Genomic DNA, 22,238 nt, shown 5'->3' with positions numbered 1-22,238 from the left:
TTTAGTTTTAAAAAAGCAATGAGTTTGAACTAATTATTTAGTTAATTCTCCATTTCATCCTTTAAATACCTCTGAGCTTATTTTTTTGAGAATAGAATTGAATTGATAAGGCTCTTCCAGACTGGCATAATGGCCACACTTGTTGATTTCAAAAATTTTAGTGATCCCTTTAAGCCCGCGGATATAATTGACATTCACTGTAGGGTCCTGCACACCCTGGATGACATAGACAGGTCTGGGGTCACTGGCCACTATGGCGGTTTCGTCCAGCAGGTGACCCTCCACCATGGCTCCGTGGTAAAAGGCCGATCGGAAGGTGGGGTCAGTCTGGATAAAGTCATCGCGGAGAAGCTCCCGGCCATTCGGGCCATAGGTAGCTACAGCCATGGTCGTGTCCAGCTCTTCCTCTGAATAGTCTGCTTTGAAATAGGTGTTCAGGGCCTCACAGGGGAGAAAAGCTTCTTCCGCATTGATTGGTTTCTTAAGAGGTGGAGTTCCAAAAATGACCAGGCCCTTGCAGTCAGGAAGCTCCGGTAGTATTTCTATGGCCAAATGACCACCGAGAGAGTTACCGATGAGGAGGAAGGGTTCATGGGCCTTCTCCTTGATGAAATCGATCACTATTGATCTGAGTGAGTGGATGTCGTAGGTTTGAGGATCTCTTGGGGATCCTCCGTGCCCGGGAAAATCCAACCGGATCAGCGTATGATCAATACTGGAGGCGAAGGTATCATTGAATACTTTGCATGAACTGGAGTTACCATGCAGAAAGACAAGTGTACCTTCTCTTGACCCTTTCTTGATTTCAAAGTGTAAATTCATTTACGGAATTTTTGGCCTAACCGAGTTAATTTAATAAATTCAATATAAACCCCGAAATTCAGTATCACTTCGCTCTAAAATTAGACCGAATGGCCTACACCACTGAAACTGAGTCTTTCCACTACAACCGGCTTCAAGTACACCAGTTGCAGGATCTGTACGTCACGGATCGGAACCGGTTCATGGAGGTCATTGATTTCTTTCCACTAATGGTGTCCAGCAATGATGTGGATGGATGGAGTTTCAGAATGTTGAATAAGGCCTTTGCAGATTATTTTGAACGGGACCAGTATTTTTTGTTGAAGGTGGATAATGCATACTCCACCAAACTGGTGCATCCCGAAAGTCTGAAATACATTGCTCATTTCCTGAAAAGCCATCCGTTCCAGGAGTGTGCAGATCAGGTGATCACCTATTTTCAGAATGTCAGGAAACCAAGCCAAAGAGAATACGCCTGGTTTTTAACCTATAAAAAATTTCTGGATAAGGATCACTACTTCAGCCTCTACCACAGGCTACCGGAGTTGGGTCGAACCGGACGAATCCTCCGGGATTTTTTGGGAGAGGTGCCAGTTTCCATTACCAACTATCTTAAGTTCCAATCGCTGACCTATCGTGAAAAAGAGGTGCTGGGGTATGTGGCGCGGGGGCACACCAATCAGGAAATCGCCGAAAAACTGATAGTATCCAAAGATACCATCCGTACCCATAGAAATTCCATCTGGAAAAAACTGGGAATCAAGCGTGTGCAGGATTGCCTGATCTACGACATGTTCTTTGGGGAGTAATCTTTTACCATTTCCGGGCTGTTATCACCTGTTTCAGCTACTACCTTTTTTGTAATCCTTGAGTGTTTCCATCCGGAATTCTCCCTTCTAAAAATACGCTCTTGAGCGTATTGACTGAAAGATATGGGTGAGTCACCTTTGAAAGAGCCTTAGCAAATTCTAAAAAGCATTTACCGATTTATAGGTATTGATCTGGTTATGAGGCTGTTGTAATTTTATTATCATATGGAAGATGGATAAGTCATTCATCCCAACCAATTGTGTGCCTAAACCAACCGCCTTATGAAACTAATTATTTACATCCTGAAAATGACCATCATCTCTATTGCCCTGCTGAGCATTAGAGAAGCGAAATCGCAAACCAATGCCGGGGATTCCCTGGCTCTCGTCGCCCTTTATAACAGTACCGATGGGCCCAACTGGACCAATAATACAAACTGGTTATCTGGCTCGGTCGAAACCTGGCATGGTGTGACTGTAGGTGGGGGTAATGTGGTGTCTCTCGATCTTTCCGACGATGGCACTTTTTCCTATAACGGCAATAACCTGGTGGGCTCGATTCCTGAAGAAATCGGAAATCTGGCAGAACTCACCTTTTTGAGCCTGGCGGAAAACGGCCTGACAGGTACCATCCCAACCACCCTGGGTAACCTGGCTAATGTCCAATACTTATACCTAAGCGCAAATAGCTTATCAGGGGGTATTCCCGGCGAATTGGGAAACATGACTGCCTTGACGGGCTTAACCCTATTTGATAATCAACTGACAGGATCTGTCCCGGCTGAATTGGCCAATGCGACTGCATTGAATCTGTTGTACATTGGGGACAATAGTCTCTCAGGGACTCTTCCAACAGTGCTTGGAAACCTTGATATGGTCAAATTTGATGTGCGCAATAACCTGCTGTCTGGAACCATCCCTTCTTCTTTTTCAAACTGGATCAATGTAGAGGAATTCGGACTGTTTGGAAATGATTTTGAGGGATCGATACCTTCTGGTATTGGATCGAGCCTGGTTTTCTTCGACATTAGCAGTAATGCCTTCAGCGGGCTTCCGACCATTTCAGCTCCCCTGGCGACAACTTTCAATGTCTCCAATAACTCCTTCACCTTTGAGGACCTGGAGCCTAATGTATCAGTCATCACCTCAAATACCGGGCAAAAGTCTTTTGGCAGCCCACAGAACCCACACGTTGAGATTGGAGCAGATACATTGCTCAATGCCCCCCTTCCGGGGGCCGGGGTTAATGATTCTTACTACTGGGAAAAGGATGGGGTGGTTGTTTCAGGGGCGACTGAATCTACCCTTGCTCTCACTAATCTACAGGTAGCTGATGGTGGTGAGTACATTTTGTATGTGACCAATACGTCATTCCCTGGCCTCACACTCAATAGTCAGCCGATCAACCTTTCTGTCGGCCCCACAGGGGACAGTTGTGAGAATGCGATTGAAGCGGTGTTGGGTACCAACTCCACCGTCTCAGCGCCGCGTTGGTTTTACTATTCACCTTCTGTTCCGTTCGAGAAGGTGACCATCTCATCTCTTGGCTCAGGAATGGATACCTATCTTCGGGCCTACTCATCATGTGGTGGCGAAATCATTGCTGAGCATGATGACGTTGACTACCCCACTTATCCTGAATCCGAGGTACAACTTATCCTCACCGATGAAGATACTGTTTGGATAGAGTGGGCAGATCAATGGTCAAGTAATGGTTTTGAGTGGACTGTTACTTCGGAAACGTTTTCAACCACTAATGCAAGCGATTCCCTTGCGCTGGTGGCATTCTACAATGCCACCGACGGTCCGAACTGGCACCACAATGACCATTGGTTGTCTGGTCCGGTGGAAATATGGTATGGAGTACAAACAGAGTCAGGGCGCGTTACTGAGCTGCAACTATCGGGAAACAATCTGGGAGGAAGTCTTCCGGATGAGGTGGGTAATTTGGATCAGCTGCAACATCTCAATTTGAACAATAATAACATTTCTGGAGCAGTACCGGAGAGCATAGGTAACCTCGTCAATCTTGAGGTGCTCGGGTTAACCAATCCAATCAGCTCTTTGCCTGCGTCTTTAGGGGAATTAAGCAATATGTGGAGTTTTAACATGGCCAATTCTCTGGTGACATCCATACCTGAGGGTTTATGGAGCCTGCCTAATCTCTACGACGTGAGGTTAGTAGGCAACTCGGAGCTGGAAATCACACTGCCCGATACACTCGGGAAAAATAGTGTGCTTGACTTTTTCTGGCTGGATGGTTCTTCCCTGTCTGGACCGTTGCCGTTCGGCCCTGACAACACCAGTTTGCGTGTGTTGAGAATCCAAAACATGGAAATGGGTGTTGACTTTCCTCTGGAGATTACCCAGATCCCCAGTTTGCAGGAGTTGAGTCTGGTGGGAAATGGGCATACCGGATTGATACCAGAGGAGCTGGGTGCTCTTACAGGACTTGTTTATTTAGATCTGGGTTTGAATCAATTTTCTGGACCAATCCCCTTGGCGCTAACGGAACTCACCAGCCTCAACTACCTCAGTCTTTTCAGTAACCAATTGTCAGAAGGCATTCCTCCTGAACTCGGCGAAATGACCTCACTGACTGACTTAATATTATCCCATAATCCATTGGGAGGAACGATCCCTCCTGAACTGGGGAACTTGACCAATCTGACCTTTTTAACTCTAAGAACGAATGAGCTAACCGGTACCATTCCACCTGAATTAGGAGCCCTCATCAACCTGGATGTATTCAGTGTCAGGTTTAACCAATTGGAAGGCGAGGTACCTCCTGAATTGGCCAATCTTACCCAGTTGAATGAGTTCCATCTTCAAAACAATTTGCTTACCGGATTACCTGACTTCTCAGCGCTCAGCCCTTCCATTTTTACAGTTTCTAATAACCTGCTGACCTTCGAGGATTTGGCGCCTAATGTTGGTGTCGTGACTGTATATTCCCCTCAGCAATTGGAGGTGCCGGCATACGATACCATCGTGGCAGGAGGATCGGATCTGATGATCTATTACCCGATTGCCGGAGAAGGCAACACTTACCAATGGTCCAAAAATGGAGCAATCATAGAGGATGCGCTGGCTGATAGCCTGGTTCTCACAAACGTATCGGTGGACCATAATGGTATTTATACTATGGAGGCCAAAAATGAGAGTGTACCGAATCTTACCCTGACTACTGATCCATTCTATGTGACTATTTCGGGTACCGGAAACGAACTCACGGAAGGCCCGGAATGGACATACGCCTATGCCTTTGGAGAGACTGCTACCAGGAGCAATACTGCCGGAATGGAAGTAGATGCAGAGGAAAACCTACTGGTTTATGGAAGTGTTGAAGGTACGGTTTTCGGACAAACCATCGCGGGAGATGGGGCTTTTTTGGCCAAGATGGACGCCAACTATAACATCTTATGGCTCACACACTTGAAAGGTGCCGATGCCCGCTCAGGTATTGGCGATAAGCTTGTGCACGACCAATCGTCCGGGGCAAATTATGTCATCGGGCAGCGCGGATTGGATGATCTGATTATTCAGGATTCGGTGATTACCTCTTCCGAAGGGCCTTATAATTATTTCATTGCAAAATTTTCTGCTTCGGGTAGTTTCTTGTGGATTGAAGAGTTTCCTGCACAAATTACCCTGGATGACCTGACCATTCTATCAGACGGGGTGTTGCTGTCTGGTGTGTTTACGGCAGGATCTCTTATTGTGAATGGAGAAACCATGACTAATCAAGGTTCAGGAGACTGTTTCATGATGAAGTATGATGCCGATGGATCCAGGGTCTTTGTGAGGACGGTTGGCGGATCGGAGATAGAGTATTTATGTATTACCGCTGCAGATCAGCAAGGAAATATTTACCTGGCCACAGAGGCCACGTCCCCGGGAGTCACTATGGAGGATGGGGCTGTTTTTCCCATGGAGGATGGCGATGGAAATGTACTCGTAGTGAAGTATGATAACAGTGGGACACGTATCTGGCAGGATTCTTATTCTGGAAGTCCTACTACAGACTATTCCAGCTGGCCTACAGCGCTCACCATAGACCCCGTTGGTAACCCTGTACTCAAGGGCTGGTTTGGAAAAAAGCATGGCTTTGGCTCAGATACCCTGATCAGTCCTTTCAATTACAATAAGTTCTTATTTCAGCTATCGCCTGATGGGTCAGTCAATTGGGCAAAAGGCATTATGGAAAAGGAGTATGGATTTGGTTACAATGAATTGGAAACCGACGAGGAAGGAAATATCTATGTCATCTCTGATCAACGCGGTGATCTTTATATTGAGAACACTAAGTATCCTTTGGTTGGGAACCAGGATGTATACATCCTTAAGTATACCAGTGAAGGTCAGGTAGATTGGATCAAAAGCGCCACTACCACTACTGGAGTGGCCAATTTGGGTGTAATGGCTGTGGTAGACGAGGATAACCTGTATTTGGGTGGTTCTTTTTCTGATCCAGCCTTTGTACTAGATGATTATACACTGTCTTCTTCTGATATTTCTCATGGCTTCATGGCTTCTATTGGAGCAGCGAGTTTATCAAAGGATTCTGTTACCCTGGCAAGCATTTACCAGGCTACCGATGGAGACAATTGGTTGAATAATGAAAACTGGCTTTCGGGAGCTGTGGATGCGTGGTACGGTGTGGAGGTTCAAAATAATAAGGTGATAGGTCTTGCTCTGGCTGGCAATCAACTGAACGGAGAGATCCCTGCTGAAATCGGTCAGTTGACAAACCTCCAAGCTATAAACTTTGCCAACAACCAGCTGATTGATGTGCATGACAGCATCACTACTTTGCCAAATCTAAGAGAGCTTGATCTCTCAGGTAATGAATTAGGACAATTGCCAGTTGGTCTGGAGACTATGTCTCTGGATTCGCTATTTGTCAGTCATAACCAACTGGATTTTGGAGATCTCGAAGCACTGAATGGGGTGCTTTATCACTGGTCGTATGCCCCGCAGGATTCTATCGGTGTGGGGTTGGATACTGTCTTGAGTGTAGGTGAGGATCTGATCCTTATGGCCGATGGAGGTGGAACTGTCGATAGCTACACCTGGAAAAAGGATGGGGAGGTCTTGGTTGATCAACTCACCGAGTCGCTCAAACTATTGAATCTGACCATCGGTGATAAGGGAGTCTATACTTATGAGGTGAATAACTCCTTGCTTCCGGACCTTACATTGTACGGTCGGGAGGTACGATTGGTAGTATCCTCGCTGGAGGATGATTCTCTGGCCTTATTGCAAATTTATGATGCCCTGGATGGAGCCAATTGGGCACGATCGAATAACTGGCGGTCAGGGGCACCTATAGCGGAATGGACAGACGTAACAGTGAAAGACTCCCGTGTCATTGCAGTGGATCTCTCTGAAAATAATTTATCGGGTGATTTTCCGGAAATTTCAAATGGTTTAGTGGGGGCAGACACCCTTGACATTAGTGGAAACCATATAGTTTCTCTGCCTGATCTTTCCGGTCTCGCTTCACTTCGGTTGTTGGATGCTTCTCACAACCGGCTCGGTTTTGCTTCCCTGGAGCTTAACCAGGAACTGACCAACCTGCTTTATATTCCGCAGGACAGCATCGGCGTGCGCATCGATACACTGGGGCAGCAGGGAAGCGAGTACCTCCTTACCAGAGAAGTCTCAGGGTCTGCCAATACCTATACCTGGTTCAAACAGTCGCTCTCAGGTGGAGGGGTCATCGAGTTGGAAAATAGTGGCCCCACGCTGACCATTAACGTGAATGGATTTGGTGATGAGGGCGCCTATTATGCAGAGGTGACCAGTACGGTAGTGACTGACATTACCCTTGTGACTGAGCCGATTATCTTCAAAGTGTCTTCGCTGGAAAGGGACTCTACCGCGCTGGCCAACATGTACGCACAGATGAATGGAGCTAATTGGACTGGAGAAGCGGCTAATTGGCCCAATGAATCATCTATTCACGAGTGGTTTGGAGTAACCATAGAAAATGAACGGGTTACCGAACTTGAGCTTCCGGAGACCGGATTGACCGGTGCTTTGGGTAGAGACATTCTCGATGTGGCGGGACTGGTGTTGGTAGATTTGAAAGACAACAGGATTTCAGCTTTGCCTGATTTCTCAGCTCTGAAAAACCTCACTTCTCTGGATGTTACTGGCAATCATCTGGAATTTGATGACCTGGAGAAAAATATGGACGTATCGGGAATCATCTATGCTTCTCAAAGGCCCGTCGGAGGTTCCGCACAGGAGACCATTCCTCAAGGGGAGGATTATGAGGTAATTATTTCTGTAGGCGGAACTGCGAATAGTTACCAATGGACACTGACCAATCACCTGGGAGCGAACCCTACTGCCGATGTTACCGGTACTTTGGTGGTGAGTGGTATCACCTATGAAACCATGGGTGAATACTACCTGGAAGTCACAAGCAGTTTGGTGCCGGACCTCACTTTGACCAGCGGTGTGTATGAAATACTGGCAAGTGCCGACCTCACGTTCAAGGCACTCGACCTGAATGGAGATCCTTTTGTGGAAGGTGTTGGTTATGCGTTGCGGGTCAATGCACCGGGAATACCCTATGATACATTTGGGATTGTCAATGGAGCAGAAGCGGGGTTTGTGTTTGATGACCTGCTTTTGGGTGATTACCTGATCTCAGTAGAGCCGGAGGACCTTGAAGAATTTCTTCCTACCTATTACCCGGGGACGGATTTGTGGGTGGAGGCAGAGGTATTCAAATTGAGAAATGACAGCACTGAAGAGCTTAATATGGGACAAATCCCACCGGAGCTGCCCCCATTGCCAGACGGAGGGGTGGTGACCGGAGACGTGGGTACCACGCTGGGTGATGAAGAAGGAGGGCGTGTAGAGGCCCGGAGAAAGGTGAAGCGTGCCGGATGTTCTATTCGCAGGTTTGTGAGGAGCGGACGCATAGATCAGGATGGTACTTACGTTTTGATAGCCTATGTACAGTCCGACGATGAGGGCCGGTTTACCTTCACAGACCTGGAGAGCGGCTTGTACCGATTCAATGTGGAATATCCGGGGATACCTATGGATCCAAATTCATTCGTGGAATTTGAAATTGGCGCAGATGGAGTGGAGAGAAACACTTTTGTATTGGCGGTTACAATCACTGAAAACGGGATCGTAGTAGAGAGAACGAACGTTCTGGGCTTTCGCAGGAAATACTTCAAAGACCTGGAAATATACCCCAACCCGGTTGAGGATGTACTGACCATTAATTATCGGAAACTTGTTTCGCCGAATGTAGTGGCGAGGCTCGTGGATATGAATGGAAACCTGCTGGAAGAGCTCATCCTGAAAAACGGATTGGAGCATCAGTTCCAGCTCCAGATGAATCAACTGCCTGCGGGCGTGTATCTCCTCAACTTTGTGGACAGGAGTTCAACAAAAGGTCATATTGTGTCTTACAGGATTATAAAACAATAGGTTGTGGTTTGTGATAATAGGGCAGCTATAGGCGAATTTTCACCGTCGTAGCGCAGCAGCCGGCTCCCAGGGAGCCGGTTTTTTTCTGGGTTACCACTTCACAGCCACTTTGCCAATCGATTTTCTGCTTTCCAGGTAGGTATGAGCATCCGGTAGTTCAGCGTATGGGTACTCTTTGCCTACTGTCGGTTGGATGGCACCAGATTCTGCCAGGTCAATCACCGCCCGCAGTGAACGCTGAAAGGCCTCAGGCTTGTGGTCAGCAATGCGAAGCATATTGATGCCAATAAGGGCAGTGGATTTGGTGACAAATCCGATAGGACTCCACCATCCAAACCCAAAAACCAGTTTGAGCATTTTTATGATGTTGCCACGCGCTTCGGTCATTTTGGAGGCTCCGTAAAGAACAAGTCGCCCACCCGGCCCTAGCAGTTTAAAGTCCTTTTTTACATAGTCTCCACCAATGGGATTGAAGGTAGCGTCTAATTTTCGCCCGAAACCAAGTTTTTCTATTTCTACCTGATAGTCCACTTCCCGGTAGTTAATGGGGTAGTCCACTCCAAGTCCACGGAGATACTCCATTTTTTCCTCAGAACCTGCCGTGCCAAAGATCACACAGCCCTTTCTTTTCAGAAGCTGGATAAGTGCCGTGCCCACTCCACCGGCAGCGGCATGTATGAGCACATGGTCACCTTTGTAAAGGCTCACCGTTTCTTCAGCAGCAAAGTAAGCAGTGATGTATTGTGTGGCCAGGGCCGTGGCTTCCCCCACACTGAAACGTTCGGATATTTTGGCTACAGCCATCGCAGGAGAGATCACATGATCTGCGTATCCCCCAAACCTGGTGAATGCTAACACCCGCTCGCCAACTTCAAATCCCTCTACTCCAGCACCGATTGCTTTTATTCTACCCACATTTTCATAGCCCAGGACAGCTGGGAGCGGTGGGCAGTCCCGGTAAATACCCAGTCGGGCCATCACATCAGCGAAGTTGAGCCCGAACCCTTCAGATTCGATAAGCAATTCCCCACTCCGGGGAGTGGGCGTGGCCTGTTCGCGGAGTTCAAAAGCTTCATTGGCTGCTCCGTTTTTTACAAGGGCAAATACTCTCATGAGCGGTTAGTTTTTAGGTGTATTGAAGTGATCGTTCATTCGGGATTCGAGTTCTGCCTGCCCCAGGTAAGAGGGAGACAGTGACTGTTGCCCCGGAAATTTCTCCATTTGCAGGGTTTGTGTAGGGAAGGCGAAATTGACCCCTAGTTTTTTGCCCAGCTTAATGATCTCAATGAGCACTTCATGCCGGGCCTTTAGCTCGGCCGGCCAGTCTGGCACCTCAAAGAAGATATAAAACATGATATTGAGGGAGAAAGTCGCCATATCGTTGAAATAGATGTTGTAGTAGTCCTTACGCGTGTCCGGATGGTTTTCCACAATCTTTCTCAGGCCTTTTACGAAGGTTTCTATCAGTTCGGGAGGAGTGTCGTAAGTCACTGCTATCTGGGTGTAGAAGCGGCGATACTGGCGCATGCCGTGGTTATCAATGGTACTGTCGGCCAGTTTGCCATTAGGCACATACATCAGGGAGTTTCGGAATGTACGGATTCTGGAAGACCTGAAACCAACTTCTTCTACGCTACCGTCTATTTCGCCGGAGGTGATCCAGTCACCGATCTGGAAGGGCCGGTCGATAAAGATCATCAGCGACCCAAAGAAATTTTTGATGGTATCCTGGGCAGCCAGCGCAAAGGCTAATCCACCAATGGAGAGTCCGGTTAATAGCGGGATGATTGGAATGTCCAGGTTTTGAAGGATAAAGAGGGTACCAACCCCCACTACGAAGGTTTTGAGTGTCTTTCTCAGCAATGGAACAAGTTGATCGTCCAGAGTGCTTTCGGTCTTACGCGCCAGGTTTTCCAAATACATGGCCAGAATATCCACCAGCCTGTAAAAGACAATGGTGCCAAAAAGTGGAAGCAATGCTCTAAGGATAAGCATTGACCAATGAGCCACGTTCGGAGGAAACTGCAACACCGGCAAGAACACCCGAAGGAGCAGGATCACCACAAAAATACTGATCGGTCGGGCCACAGGGAGTAAGAAACGATCGGCCAGACGCTCATACCCGGCATTTAGCAGCATTCGGGTGATGAGTTGCTCAAAGAAGAAAGTGAATATTTTGTGAATGACCACACAAAGCATAGCCAGGATCAACATGCCCAGGTATTGGTAGAGGTAAAGCCCCATAATCTTCCTGGTACCCATTTTGGGAAGCAGTTCTAGCAGTTTATCTGTGCCAAATGGGAACACTTCATCGTGAATTTCATCAATCGAGGTGATCGTGGATTTGGAGTACATCCATTCGTTACCCCGCTTTTCCAGGAAAATCTCTGGCCGGTCTTTGCTGATCACATACTGTGCCCGGTTCCGGGTACTGTCCCGATAGTTGGGGTTTCTCGGCAGCTCATCCATATTGATGTAAGTACCTTCCCCATCCCAGATTTGCTTTAGCTTGATGGCACTCAACATGGCATCTTCTTTTTCGATGCCCGGTAGTCCAAATGGGACAGCCGCCAGATTTTCATTGTAATGATCCTCCTGAAGGTAATAAAGGTGTGTCCTCACCGCGGCATATGGAGAGGATAAATCCACAAACAGCGAGTCCTGAGAAAAACCCCAAAAGGAGATGAAACAAAGTCCAACGAAAAGCAGTTGCTTGCTCATATTAATCTCTTTTTTTGGGGCAAAGGTAACCGTAAAATCCTTTTACCTTTGGAGCCCTTTGTAAAAGCAAACTGAATTTATGAGTAATCCTTTTTTAACTGTATACAACACCCCTTTTGAAGTCCCACCTTTTCATTTAATTAAGAATGAGCACTATATGCCGGCTCTCAATCAGGCCATAGTTGAAGCGCGTGAGGAAATCGAAAATATTGCTAGCTCTGCAGCGCCAACTACCTTTGAGAACACCATAGAGGCACTGGAAAAATCAGGAGCGCTGATGGAGCGGGTTACATCGGTATTATTCAATCTAAACTCAGCAGAAACCAATGACGAGCTACAAGGAGTGGCTCGTGAGGCCTCTCCTTTATTGTCAGAGTTTGATAATGAAGTGAAACAAAACACCCGGTTGTGGGAACGGATAAAAGCGGTTTACGAAAATCGGGCGCAACTGTCTCTGAATGGTGAACAATTGATGCTGCTGGACAAGACCTATAAAGGTTTTGTGAGGAGCGGTGCAGACCTTGACGGAGCCAAAAAGGAACGTTACAAGGAGATTTCTATTGAGCTTTCCAGACTTTCACTTCAGTTTGGTGAAAACCTGCTGGCTGAGACCAATGATTTTCTGTACCTGGTAGAAAGCAAGGAGGACCTGGTTGGTTTGCCAAAGGATGTCATCAGCAGGGCAGCCGGCACCGCTAAGCAGAAGGGTCACGAGGGAAAATGGGCATTCACGCTTCAGGCACCTAGTTACATGCCGGTGATGGAGTATGCCGATAACCGTTCGCTCAGAGAGAGACTTTACAAAGCCTATATGTGTAAGGCGCTGAAGGGAAATGAACGTGACAACCAGGAGATAGTATTGCAGCTATCGAGGTTGAGAGCTGAGAAAGCCGAGCTACTCGGATACGAAACCTATGCGGAGTACGTACTGGAGGAGCGCATGGCCGAAGCACCTGCTAGGGTCGAGGATTTCTTAACCGACCTGATGACACGGGCCCTGCCCAAAGCAAAAGAAGAGGTGGAAGAGCTGCGTGCTTTTATGAAGGAGCTTGGAGCCGAGCACGAGCTTCAGCGATGGGATTGGGCTTATTATTCAGAAAAGCTCAGGAAGAAGAAATATGATCTGGACGATGAACTTACCAAGCCATATTTCAAGTTGGAAAATGTTATTTCAGGAGTGTTTCAAACTGCCGAGCGCCTTTTTGATATTTCTTTCCGAAGAAACGAAGGAATTCCTGTTTATCACCCGGATGTTCAGGCTTATGAAGTGTTAGATAGCAAGGGGGAAGTCACGGCTATCTTTTTTGCTGATTTTTTCCCGAGGGACGGTAAGCGTGGTGGGGCCTGGATGACCTCTTACCGCGATCAGAAAAAGGAGGGAGGCCAGAAAGTCATTCCACATGTATCTATTGTTTGTAATTTCACCCCTTCCTCTGAGGATGTGCCGTCATTGCTCAAATTCGATGAAGTTACCACCCTCTTTCATGAGTTTGGACATGCCCTGCATGGTATGCTGGCGGATACACGCTATGCCAGCCTTTCCGGTACGCATGTATACTGGGATTTTGTGGAGCTACCTTCTCAGATTTTAGAAAACTGGTGTTACGAAAAAGAGTGCCTGGACCTGTTTGCCAAACATTTTGAAAATGGAGAGTTGATTCCCGCCGAATACGTAAAAAGGCTAAAGAAGAGTGCCACTTATCATGAGGCATATGCCACTGTAAGGCAGTTGAGTTTTGCTGCTCTGGATATGAGCTGGCACAACATTCCGTTCGAAAAGGCTGGCAGCCTGGCCGATGTTATGGCTGTGGAGCAGGAGGCGTTTGCCTCTACTGATTTGTTTCCACCTGTGCCGGGTACCAACATGAGTGTACAGTTTGGGCATATTTTCGCAGGCGGATATGCTGCCGGATACTACAGCTACAAATGGGCCGAAGTGTTAGATGCTGATGCTTTTTCTGTTTTTCTGGAAAAGGGAGTTTTTGACAAGGCTACGGCACTTTCTTTCAAAGAAAATATTCTGAGCAAAGGAGGTACTGAACACCCAATGACACTTTATAAAAAATTTAGGGGGAAAGCTCCGGCACCTGATGCTTTGCTGAAGCGTGCAGGACTGAGTTAATATTTGATCTCAGAGTAGAGGGTTTTACCTTCTGCTCTGAGTGTCTCTTGTATGTCCGCTACGAGGCTGTCTAATTCGTTTTTGAGCTTTTGTATTTCCTCTTTCATCAGCGGAGAAGGACCAAAAACCAACTCTTTTTCACTTGGTGAAACTAATTTTTCCCTGTAATTCCTGTCCGTAATGATGCGGTTCAACTGAGCAGACACCACGCCGATCAGGCTCAGGGAATACTCGGGGTTAAACTTGAGCTGCTTTTCCGGGATGGCATAAAGCATGGATCCAATCTGGTAGTTATTGAGGCCGATGGGCTCATGGGCATCCCGCTGGAGTGTGCAAAGTAGCCTGATCATCTTTTTCAACCCACCATTGCACCGTGTGTCTTTAGAGTTGATTCGTGCAATGTTCAGAAAGGGAAGATACTTTCTTCGGGTTTTCTTGGCCAGGTTGTATTCGCTGATACCCCGGTCTATTTCTCTTTTGGAAGCCGTGTATTCAGGGTTTTGTAGCCAGATGGCCGGCAGAATTTTCACTTCACATGTCGGTTTGAGCGTTCTTAGCCGGATGTCCAGCTTACTGCTATAATCCACTTCTTTGAATGACAGATCGCCTGAGAGCACTTCCAGAATTTCCCTGGCCATTCTCGAAACCGTAACCCATGGTTTGTTGTCGCCGGGCTTGGCCAGCACCAAAAGCTCCACTCCACCATAGAGTACCACGTGGGTTTCCGTCTGGATGGCTCCCTGATACCGAAAATCTACATTCAGGTTGATGGCTGCAAAAGCCTTTTCAATTTTTTCCTGAATTCTCTTAGTGATGTGAAAAGTTTTATAGGCATAAGAAGGGTCTATCTCCTGCATTCCTTCCAGCGCATATTTAAGGCATTCGGCATATTCACTTTCCTCAAAGGCTTCGGAGATTATTGATTCCCGGAGTGCTTCGTCATACCTTCTTCCGAGAAGATTTTCCAATAAAACACTATAATCTTTATTCATAGGAGGCCGTGATTCCAAGCAAAATAAGTATTAAGGGTGAAAATATGAATTTTAACTTAATAAAGTAGCATGAAAGACTGTCTTTGGCTCAAATCGGAGCGCCGGGAAGGGGATGCCATTTGGAAGATTCTACCATCAATCTGATAATTTTTTGTGGTCAAAGATGAGGGTGGGGAGTTGTGAGTTGTTTTTTAAGAAAAAAAATGTTTTCCTTTGCATTATTATGAAGCTGATAGCCGTCATATCTCGCACACGATTCTGCTAATTCCTTAGCAGTGCTTAGGGGTTTCCCCTGATTAGTAATTTTCCATTTTTTACATCATAATATCATGTCTGGAGCTATCAGTAAATTTCTGAGAATATTCAAATTATTTATCGCTGCCTTAAGGGGAACAGAAAGTGAGTTCACCTCCGGGAGTATTAACAGGGCTATTTTTCTATTGTCCATACCTATGATCGCTGAGATGGTCATGGAATCACTTTTTGCCGTGGCAGATGTCTTTTTCGTATCGCGGGTGAGTGTCAATGCAGTGGCAACGGTAGGCCTTACAGAGTCTGTACTGATGATCATTTATTCAGTGGCCATTGGGCTGAGCATGGCCACCACGGCCATTGTGGCACGCAGGGTGGGCGAAAAGAAGTTTAAAAAAGCGAGTGATGCCGGGTTTCAATCTATTTTTCTGGCGGTCATCATCGGTGCCCTTCTCGGGGGTGTAGGGTATATTTTCGCTGAGGATATACTGATACTGATGGGAGGGAAGCCGGACCTGATCGCTGAGGGTTTGGGTTTTACGCAGATTATGCTTGCGGGTAACCTGAGTATTTTTCTGCTTTTTTTGAATAATGCCATTTTTCGTGGCGCCGGCGATGCTGCCATTGCCATGAGGGCACTTTGGCTGGCCAATGGTCTAAACCTGATCCTGGATCCACTCCTGATATTCGGTTGGGGTCCAGTGCCGGCATATGGCGTGGAGGGAGCGGCCATAGCGACCACCTTAGGAAGGTCAATAGGGGTGCTTTATCAGGTGTATCACCTGATGAATAAGCGCGGGATTATCAAGATTGGCTGGGCCAATGTGGTGATCAGGTTTAAAACCGTGGTGGAGCTCCTGAAGATTTCATTGGGTGGAATGGGCCAGTTTCTGATTGAGTCGGCTAGTTGGATTTTTCTGGTGAAGGTGATGTCTTTATTTGGTGCCGAAGCGTTGGCGGGGTACACCATTGCCTTTAGGGTGATTGTATTTACCATACTTCCCTCCTGGGGAATGTCCAATGCTGCGGCAACCCTTGTAGGGCAAAACCTGGGCGCATCGGCTCCCGACAGGGCTGAAGAGTCTGTATGGAAGACGGCTTTTTACAACATGATTTTCCTGGGTCTCGTATCAGTGGTGTTTTATCTGGCCGCAGAACCCATTATAGGCATTTTTACGGTTGAGCCGGGAGTGGTGGTCATTGCTGTATCTGCCCTCCAGATCATCTGCTTTGGGTACGTTTTTTTTGCTTACGGTATGGTGATAAGCCAGGCTTTCAACGGTGCAGGTGATACCCGCACTCCCTTGATTGTGAACTTCTTTGTCTTTTGGGTGATACAAATCCCACTGGCTTACTGGCTATCCGTGTACCTTGACTGGCAGGCGAATGGTGTCTTTTTTACCATCGCATTTTGTCATTCGTTGCAAGCGGTTATCAGTATCCTGCTCTTTCGCAGGGGCAGGTGGAAAACGATGATGGTTTAAAAGGACACGGAGATGAGTTCCAGGTTTCTGTCTACAGCACGGTAGATCTGGAACTCATTTTCATATTGCATGACCGAGATGGGCTGGGTGGCTGCAAGAGGCCTTCCGGTTAGCAATTGACCCTCACGGTCATAGAGGTAAAGGTAAGACCCACCCGGATCCACGAAAACGATGAATTCTGTACCAGCCCCCAACTGATAATACTGATGATGAAGCGGTGTGCTGGAGAAGTAATTTTTCTCAAATAAGACCAGACCATTCTCATCAAGTACCTCGTAGCTATTTTCCGTTTGACGCAAAATCAGGTAAGAATCTCCAGTCACATCTTCTATGATCTGAAAATTCGTTTTTGCACCGGGTTTGTACAACTGCTCCCTTCGTGCAAGTCTGCCTTTCAGATTGATTTCTATTAGCTCACCACCGGTGGTCAGGAGGGTAATGGTGGACTTTTCGAGGCTATTGGCACTACTCACAAACAGCTCGTCAGATATTTCTGAGTTGGTTTCCAATGGAAAGCCCGGATAATTATCACCTTTTCTGGTAAGGACGAAGAGCTTGCCATCTTTCCTGATCGCAATGATCACGTCTTTTCCATCTATTCTTCGGTGCAATGGTGCCTGCACGAGGGGTTTTCCGAAATTCTTAGGACTCCAGCCTTGCAGGGGTTTCAGGTCTTTATCGGTGAGGTACATCAAGCCCGTGTCGTCGGTAATGGCATACCTGTAGTTTTTTGTGTTGTCATAATCAATGATCCCGAAATGGCTGATTTCTTTGATTTGAGCAAGTTTTTTGGGAAACTCAGGGAGATAAGCTCCGGTTCGGTCCAGTATATGCACTTCATCTTTGGTAGCGAAGATGTATTGCAGTTTCCCATTCTTATAATAGTCAATTTGTTTCACATCACCGATGATGGGCGCCGTGATACGGTGATCCCAGATCACGGAGAAGTCGGTACCAATCAGGTAGACATTATTGGCCGTATCCTGTACAAATACCTCTTTGAGTTTATTGTTGTGATTCGTGACCAGCCACGGCTTGGTTTTAATGAAATCAGGAAGGATGATGGACCTCAGTGTTTTGATGCGCTCAGGGATACTTCTGTTGGGCAGGTTAGGCTGATAGACAGTTACATTGGTGTAAAATTTATCATCCACGGTGCTAAACTGGAAAGCGAGAAACTCCAGATTCTTAAAGGAGAACTGATTTTCAGCAAAATGATCCTTCCAGGAAGGCTTTAAGGTGTTGAGTAGCTGATTCCAAACCCTGGGCGTGTTCACGAACAAGCTGAAGCTGGCCTCTTTATTGGTTTGATCCAGAAAGTGACTGATGCGAAGTGATTTGGTCCAGGTGCCCTCATTTTCTATTGAAATGGTGAAGTTTTTGAGTTGCTGGAGATTGTTGCTGAAGATCAGGTTATTTCGATACTGGAGATAGTAGGAATCCTCAAAGCCTTTTGCGAGGTGGCCCAATAGTGCATATGGAAAGTTGGCCACAGGTAGTTTTCGGATTTCATAATCCCCATACTGCTCATGATAGAGGGTGTCACCGGTAGTAAGCATATGGCGCTCACCGGCTGAGTTGAAAAACTTGAGGGCTTCACCCATGTCATTGACTTCCAGAATCAACAGTTGATGGTGGTCGCCGGTAGCCGCTGATTCCATGGTCACCAACCCTATTTCTTCATCGATGAGATTAAAGGTATAGTTCACATCAAAGTCTGCTTCCTTCAGCAGCTTTGTTTGGTATTTCAGTACATCCGGGGCAGTCGTCTGAAAGTACTGATGGAGGGATGTGCCCAGTGCGGCCGGATCACGGGTGCTAAAGTGGTAAAACCATGAAGCTTCTGTGGGAATGATATTGGCTATGTCAAATTCTGCTCCGGAGGAGGATTTGAAATTACTAAGAAACTGAGCCGGATGGTCTACAAAAGAGAATCCGGTAAAGTTTGCGGTTTTATCGCTGACTTTCAGGTCAAGAAAGGAGGATTTTGCCAGATCCAGGTTGGTCGGGTCTTGTGTGAATATGTTGATCAGGGCCGTAATCCGGTCCATGTTCAGGTAAAGATTACCATGATCTCTTTCGAGTTTCGTGAGGCCTTTCAGTTCGGGATTTTTCTGATCAAACCCGATCGTTTCATCGTAGGCCACCGTACGGATGGCATCTTCTACCAGGAAGGCGGAGAAACTGCCGATGAAGTAATTCTTGTAAAAAATATAGGTAAAACTATTGTCGGGGCCATCACCTACCAGTTCTGTGATGGTAAAGCCTTCATATTCTCTAGTACGTTTGACATAGCTGGCCTCCCGAAAGTAGGCCTGAGCTTTACTGATGTAGGTTTGCTGGGAAAGGTTCTGAATCTCTACAACGAAGAGAAAATCAAAGGACTTACTGGAAGTAATGTTGAGGGAGATCAGCAATGGATTCTCTCCAAAGAAATTGCGGAAATTTCCCTTGCCTGCCAGGCTGTCCAGCAGATCGATGTGATTGTCGATGTTTTTAACTTCCTGAAGATAGTTGAGATTTTTCCAGATGCTGGTTTGCTTGATTTCCTCAAGGGAAGCCAGAGGTGTGGAAGACTCATAGACCAGCACGGAAGTGCCCGGTACAAAAGACCACAAGGTCAGGTCAGCATTTTTCACCCATTTGTCATAAGTGAAATATCCGGCACCCAGGAGTAATACAATGGATAAGAAAAGGAGAAATCGCTTCAACAGATCGCTGATTTTAGCACGAAGATACTAAGGAATCATTTGAATTTAAACGCAATAAAAAACCCCGAGGGTATCGGGGTTTGAATTTTTAATTTTAGGTGAAACTGGAGGAGAGAAATTCCCGGTTCAGCCTGGCTATGTTCGTCAGGCTGATCTCCTTGGGACATTCCGCTTCACAGGCACCAGTATTGGTGCAGGCTCCGAAGCCCTCTTCATCCATTTGGGCGACCATCTTCTCAGCTCTCATCTTACGCTCCACCTGCCCCTGAGGGAGTAAGGCAAATTGCGAGACTTTGGCGGATACAAAGAGCATAGCAGATGCATTCTTGCAGGCTGCTACACAGGCACCACAGCCAATACAGGTAGCCGCATCAAATGCTTTGTCAGCATCGTCTTTATTGATCGGAATGGCGTTGGCATCCTGAGTATTTCCGGATGTATTCACCGAAACATACCCACCCGCATGCTGTATTCTGTCAAAGGAACTCCTGTCCACGATCAGGTCCTTGATGACCGGAAAAGCCTTCGCCCTGAATGGCTCAATGTAGACCGTATCTCCATCTTTGAATTTTCTCATATGGAGCTGGCAGGTGGTGATGGCTGTGTCCGGACCATGAGGTTTTCCATTGATCTGAAGTGAGCAGGCGCCACAGATACCCTCCCTGCAATCATGATCAAAGGCTACAGGATCGTCTCCCTTGCCGATGAGCTCATCGTTGAGAACATCAAGCATTTCAAGAAATGACATATCAGGGGACACATCCTTGATGTCATAGTTGACAATCTTCCCTTTATCGTCGGCGTTTTTCTGACGCCAAATTTTTAGTTTAAGGTCCATAATTCGGTATTTATTTTCCGTAAAGTGCCTTGCGGCTATTACTTGTAACTTCTTTCTTTTACTTCGATGTTTTCGTATTTCAGCTCCTCCTTGTGGAGTACAGCCTCACCTGGCTCACCCTTATATTCCCAGGCCGCAGCATACTGAAACGCCGGGTTTCTTTTGGCTTCTCCCTCAGGGGTTTGATGCTCTTCCCGGAAGTGTCCGCCGCAGGATTCCTCACGATGTAAGGCGTCTTTGGCAAACAATTCACCCAATTCGAGGAAATCAGCCACTCGTCCGGCTTTTGCCAGCTCTTCGTTGTATTCGTTAAGCGTTCCCGGGATTTTTACGTCCTTCCAGAAGGCTTCCCGGATTTCCTTGATTTCAGTCATGGCTTCTTTCAATCCCTGAGCATTTCTGGCCATCCCTACTTTATCCCACATCACTTTGCCCAACTTTTTGTGGAAGTAATCCACTGATTTGGTGCCCTTATTATTGATGAGCCTTTCCAGTTGATCCCTTACACTTTTCTCTGCCTCGTCAAACTCTGGCGTATCAGTTGGGATCTTTCCGGTCCTGATGTCATTGGACAAGTAGTCTCCGATGGTATAGGGCAATACAAAATATCCATCTGCCAGCCCCTGCATCAGGGCGGAAGCCCCGAGTCTGTTAGCTCCGTGATCGGAGAAGTTCGCTTCGCCAATTACATAGCAGCCCGGTATGGTCGACATCAGATTGTAATCCACCCAGGTGCCACCCATGGTGTAGTGTACCGCAGGGTAGATCATCATGGGCATCTCATATGGATTGTCATCTACGATCTTCTCATACATCTGGAAAAGGTTGCCGTATTTGGATTTGATTACTTCTTTGCCCAGGTCGGTGACCACTTTTTTGTCATTTTCATCCAGTCCCTTCAGGTGTGCCTGCTCTTTTCCATACCTTTCTATAGCAGACGCAAAGTCCAGATATACCGCTTCTCCGGTGACATTCACACCGAAACCTGCATCACATCTTTCTTTGGCGGCTCTGGAAGCCACATCACGAGGCACCAGGTTGCCAAAAGCAGGGTATCTCCTTTCCAGGTAATAATCCCGGTCTTCTTCCGGGAGGTCTGTGGCTTTCAGCTTTCCGGCCCGAATAGCTTCCACATCTTCCATCTTTTTAGGCACCCATATTCTGCCATCATTCCGCAATGATTCAGACATGAGGGTCAGTTTGGACTGGTGATCGCCGGATACCGGGATACAGGTAGGGTGAATTTGGGTGTAGCAGGGATTGGCAAACCAGGCCCCTTTCTTATGTATTTTCCAGGTAGCTGACACGTTACTCCCCATAGCATTCGTGGAAAGAAAAAATACGTTGCCATATCCTCCGGAAGCAATCACTACTGCATGAGCGGAGTGTCTTTCAATTTCGCCAGTCACCAGGTCGCGGGCAATGATGCCCCGTGCTTTGCCATCCACCATGACCAGTTCCAACATCTCATGGCGGTTGTACATTTTGATTTTTCCGCGGGCTATCTGCCTGTTCATGGCTGAGTACGCTCCCAGCAGAAGCTGCTGACCAGTCTGTCCTTTCGCGTAGAAGGTTCTGGATACCAGTACCCCTCCAAACGATCGGTTATCCAGAAGCCCACCATAATCACGGGCAAAGGGCACACCCTGTGCTACACATTGGTCGATAATGTTGGCTGAAACTTCAGCCAGTCTGTAAACATTGGCTTCACGAGAACGATAATCTCCACCCTTTACAGTATCGTAAAACAGTCTGTAGGTAGAATCTCCGTCTCCCTGGTAATTCTTGGCTGCGTTGATCCCGCCCTGAGCCGCGATGGAGTGAGCTCTTCTGGGAGAATCCTGAAAGCAAAATGTTTTTACGTTATAACCAAGCTCTGCAAGGGTGGCTGAGGCAGAACCTCCTGCCAGTCCGCTTCCTACTACGATAACATCAATAAGTCGCTTATTGGCCGGGTTGACCAGGTTGATGTGATTTTTATAATTTGTCCACTTATCTGCAAGCGGGCCTTCTGGTAATTGTGAGGGGAAATTAGAACCTATCTGCATGA

At 47.0% G+C, this 22,238-nt stretch carries 11 protein-coding genes; 4 read left to right on the top strand and 7 right to left on the bottom strand.

Features of this window, described 5'->3' with window-relative positions; translation table 11 throughout:
- Positions 1 to 54 precede the first annotated feature (54 nt).
- Positions 55 to 822 (bottom strand): alpha/beta fold hydrolase, encoded by a 768-nt coding sequence (locus tag RIH33_RS19200; RefSeq protein ID WP_406651347.1) that lies wholly within the window; start codon positions 820 to 822, stop codon positions 55 to 57.
- A gap of 89 nt (positions 823 to 911) precedes the next feature.
- On the opposite strand from RIH33_RS19200, the gene RIH33_RS19195 reads away from it, so the two are divergent.
- The gene (locus RIH33_RS19195; RefSeq protein ID WP_406651349.1) at positions 912 to 1,610 is read left to right on the top strand and encodes a LuxR C-terminal-related transcriptional regulator; all 699 of its coding nucleotides are present in this window, start codon (positions 912 to 914) and stop codon (positions 1,608 to 1,610) included.
- A gap of 282 nt (positions 1,611 to 1,892) precedes the next feature.
- Entirely contained in the window at positions 1,893 to 9,068 is a 7,176-nt protein-coding gene (locus RIH33_RS19190) for a T9SS type A sorting domain-containing protein (protein WP_406651351.1), read from the top strand.
- 90 nt (positions 9,069 to 9,158) lie between these two features.
- Here RIH33_RS19190 and RIH33_RS19185 read toward each other — a convergent pair whose 3' ends face one another.
- Entirely contained in the window at positions 9,159 to 10,181 is a 1,023-nt protein-coding gene (locus tag RIH33_RS19185; RefSeq protein ID WP_406651352.1) for a zinc-binding dehydrogenase, read from the bottom strand.
- 6 nt (positions 10,182 to 10,187) lie between these two features.
- Positions 10,188 to 11,789 carry a mechanosensitive ion channel family protein gene (locus RIH33_RS19180; RefSeq protein ID WP_406651353.1) on the bottom strand — a complete coding sequence of 534 codons (1,602 nt, stop codon included), beginning with the start codon at positions 11,787 to 11,789 and terminating at the stop codon, positions 10,188 to 10,190.
- Positions 11,790 to 11,868: 79 nt separating this feature from the next.
- On the opposite strand from RIH33_RS19180, the gene RIH33_RS19175 reads away from it, so the two are divergent.
- Positions 11,869 to 13,911: a M3 family metallopeptidase gene (locus RIH33_RS19175; RefSeq protein ID WP_406651355.1), complete on the top strand. Its 2,043-nt coding sequence runs from the start codon at positions 11,869 to 11,871 to the stop codon at positions 13,909 to 13,911.
- Here the strand turns inward: RIH33_RS19175 and RIH33_RS19170 are convergent.
- The gene (locus RIH33_RS19170) at positions 13,908 to 14,903 is read right to left on the bottom strand and encodes a hypothetical protein (protein WP_406651356.1); all 996 of its coding nucleotides are present in this window, start codon (positions 14,901 to 14,903) and stop codon (positions 13,908 to 13,910) included. The two genes, RIH33_RS19175 and RIH33_RS19170, sit on opposite strands and share 4 nt — an antisense overlap.
- A gap of 329 nt (positions 14,904 to 15,232) precedes the next feature.
- Between RIH33_RS19170 and RIH33_RS19165 the strand changes: the two genes are divergently transcribed.
- Complete coding sequence (locus RIH33_RS19165; RefSeq protein WP_406651358.1) at positions 15,233 to 16,639, top strand: MATE family efflux transporter; 1,407 nt, start codon at positions 15,233 to 15,235, stop codon at positions 16,637 to 16,639.
- Here the strand turns inward: RIH33_RS19165 and RIH33_RS19160 are convergent.
- The 3 genes from RIH33_RS19160 to RIH33_RS19150 all read right to left on the bottom strand — a co-directional run bounded on the left by RIH33_RS19160 (position 16,636) and on the right by RIH33_RS19150 (position 22,236).
- Positions 16,636 to 19,350, bottom strand: coding sequence for a hypothetical protein (locus RIH33_RS19160; protein ID WP_406651359.1), 2,715 nt, complete (start codon positions 19,348 to 19,350; stop codon positions 16,636 to 16,638). The genes RIH33_RS19165 and RIH33_RS19160 overlap by 4 nt on opposite strands.
- Positions 19,351 to 19,444: 94 nt before the next feature.
- Positions 19,445 to 20,188 (bottom strand): succinate dehydrogenase/fumarate reductase iron-sulfur subunit, encoded by a 744-nt coding sequence (locus RIH33_RS19155; RefSeq protein WP_406651360.1) that lies wholly within the window; start codon positions 20,186 to 20,188, stop codon positions 19,445 to 19,447.
- A 38-nt stretch (positions 20,189 to 20,226) separates the two neighbouring features.
- Entirely contained in the window at positions 20,227 to 22,236 is a 2,010-nt protein-coding gene (locus RIH33_RS19150) for a fumarate reductase/succinate dehydrogenase flavoprotein subunit (protein ID WP_406651361.1), read from the bottom strand.
- Positions 22,237 to 22,238 lie beyond the last annotated feature (2 nt).

Origin of the sequence: Marinoscillum sp. (genome assembly GCF_040222955.1) — a bacterium.
Classification (GTDB): domain Bacteria; phylum Bacteroidota; class Bacteroidia; order Cytophagales; family Cyclobacteriaceae; genus Marinoscillum.
The sequence above is the reverse complement of the archived record's forward strand: the minus strand, read 5'-3'. Positions and strand labels throughout refer to the sequence as shown.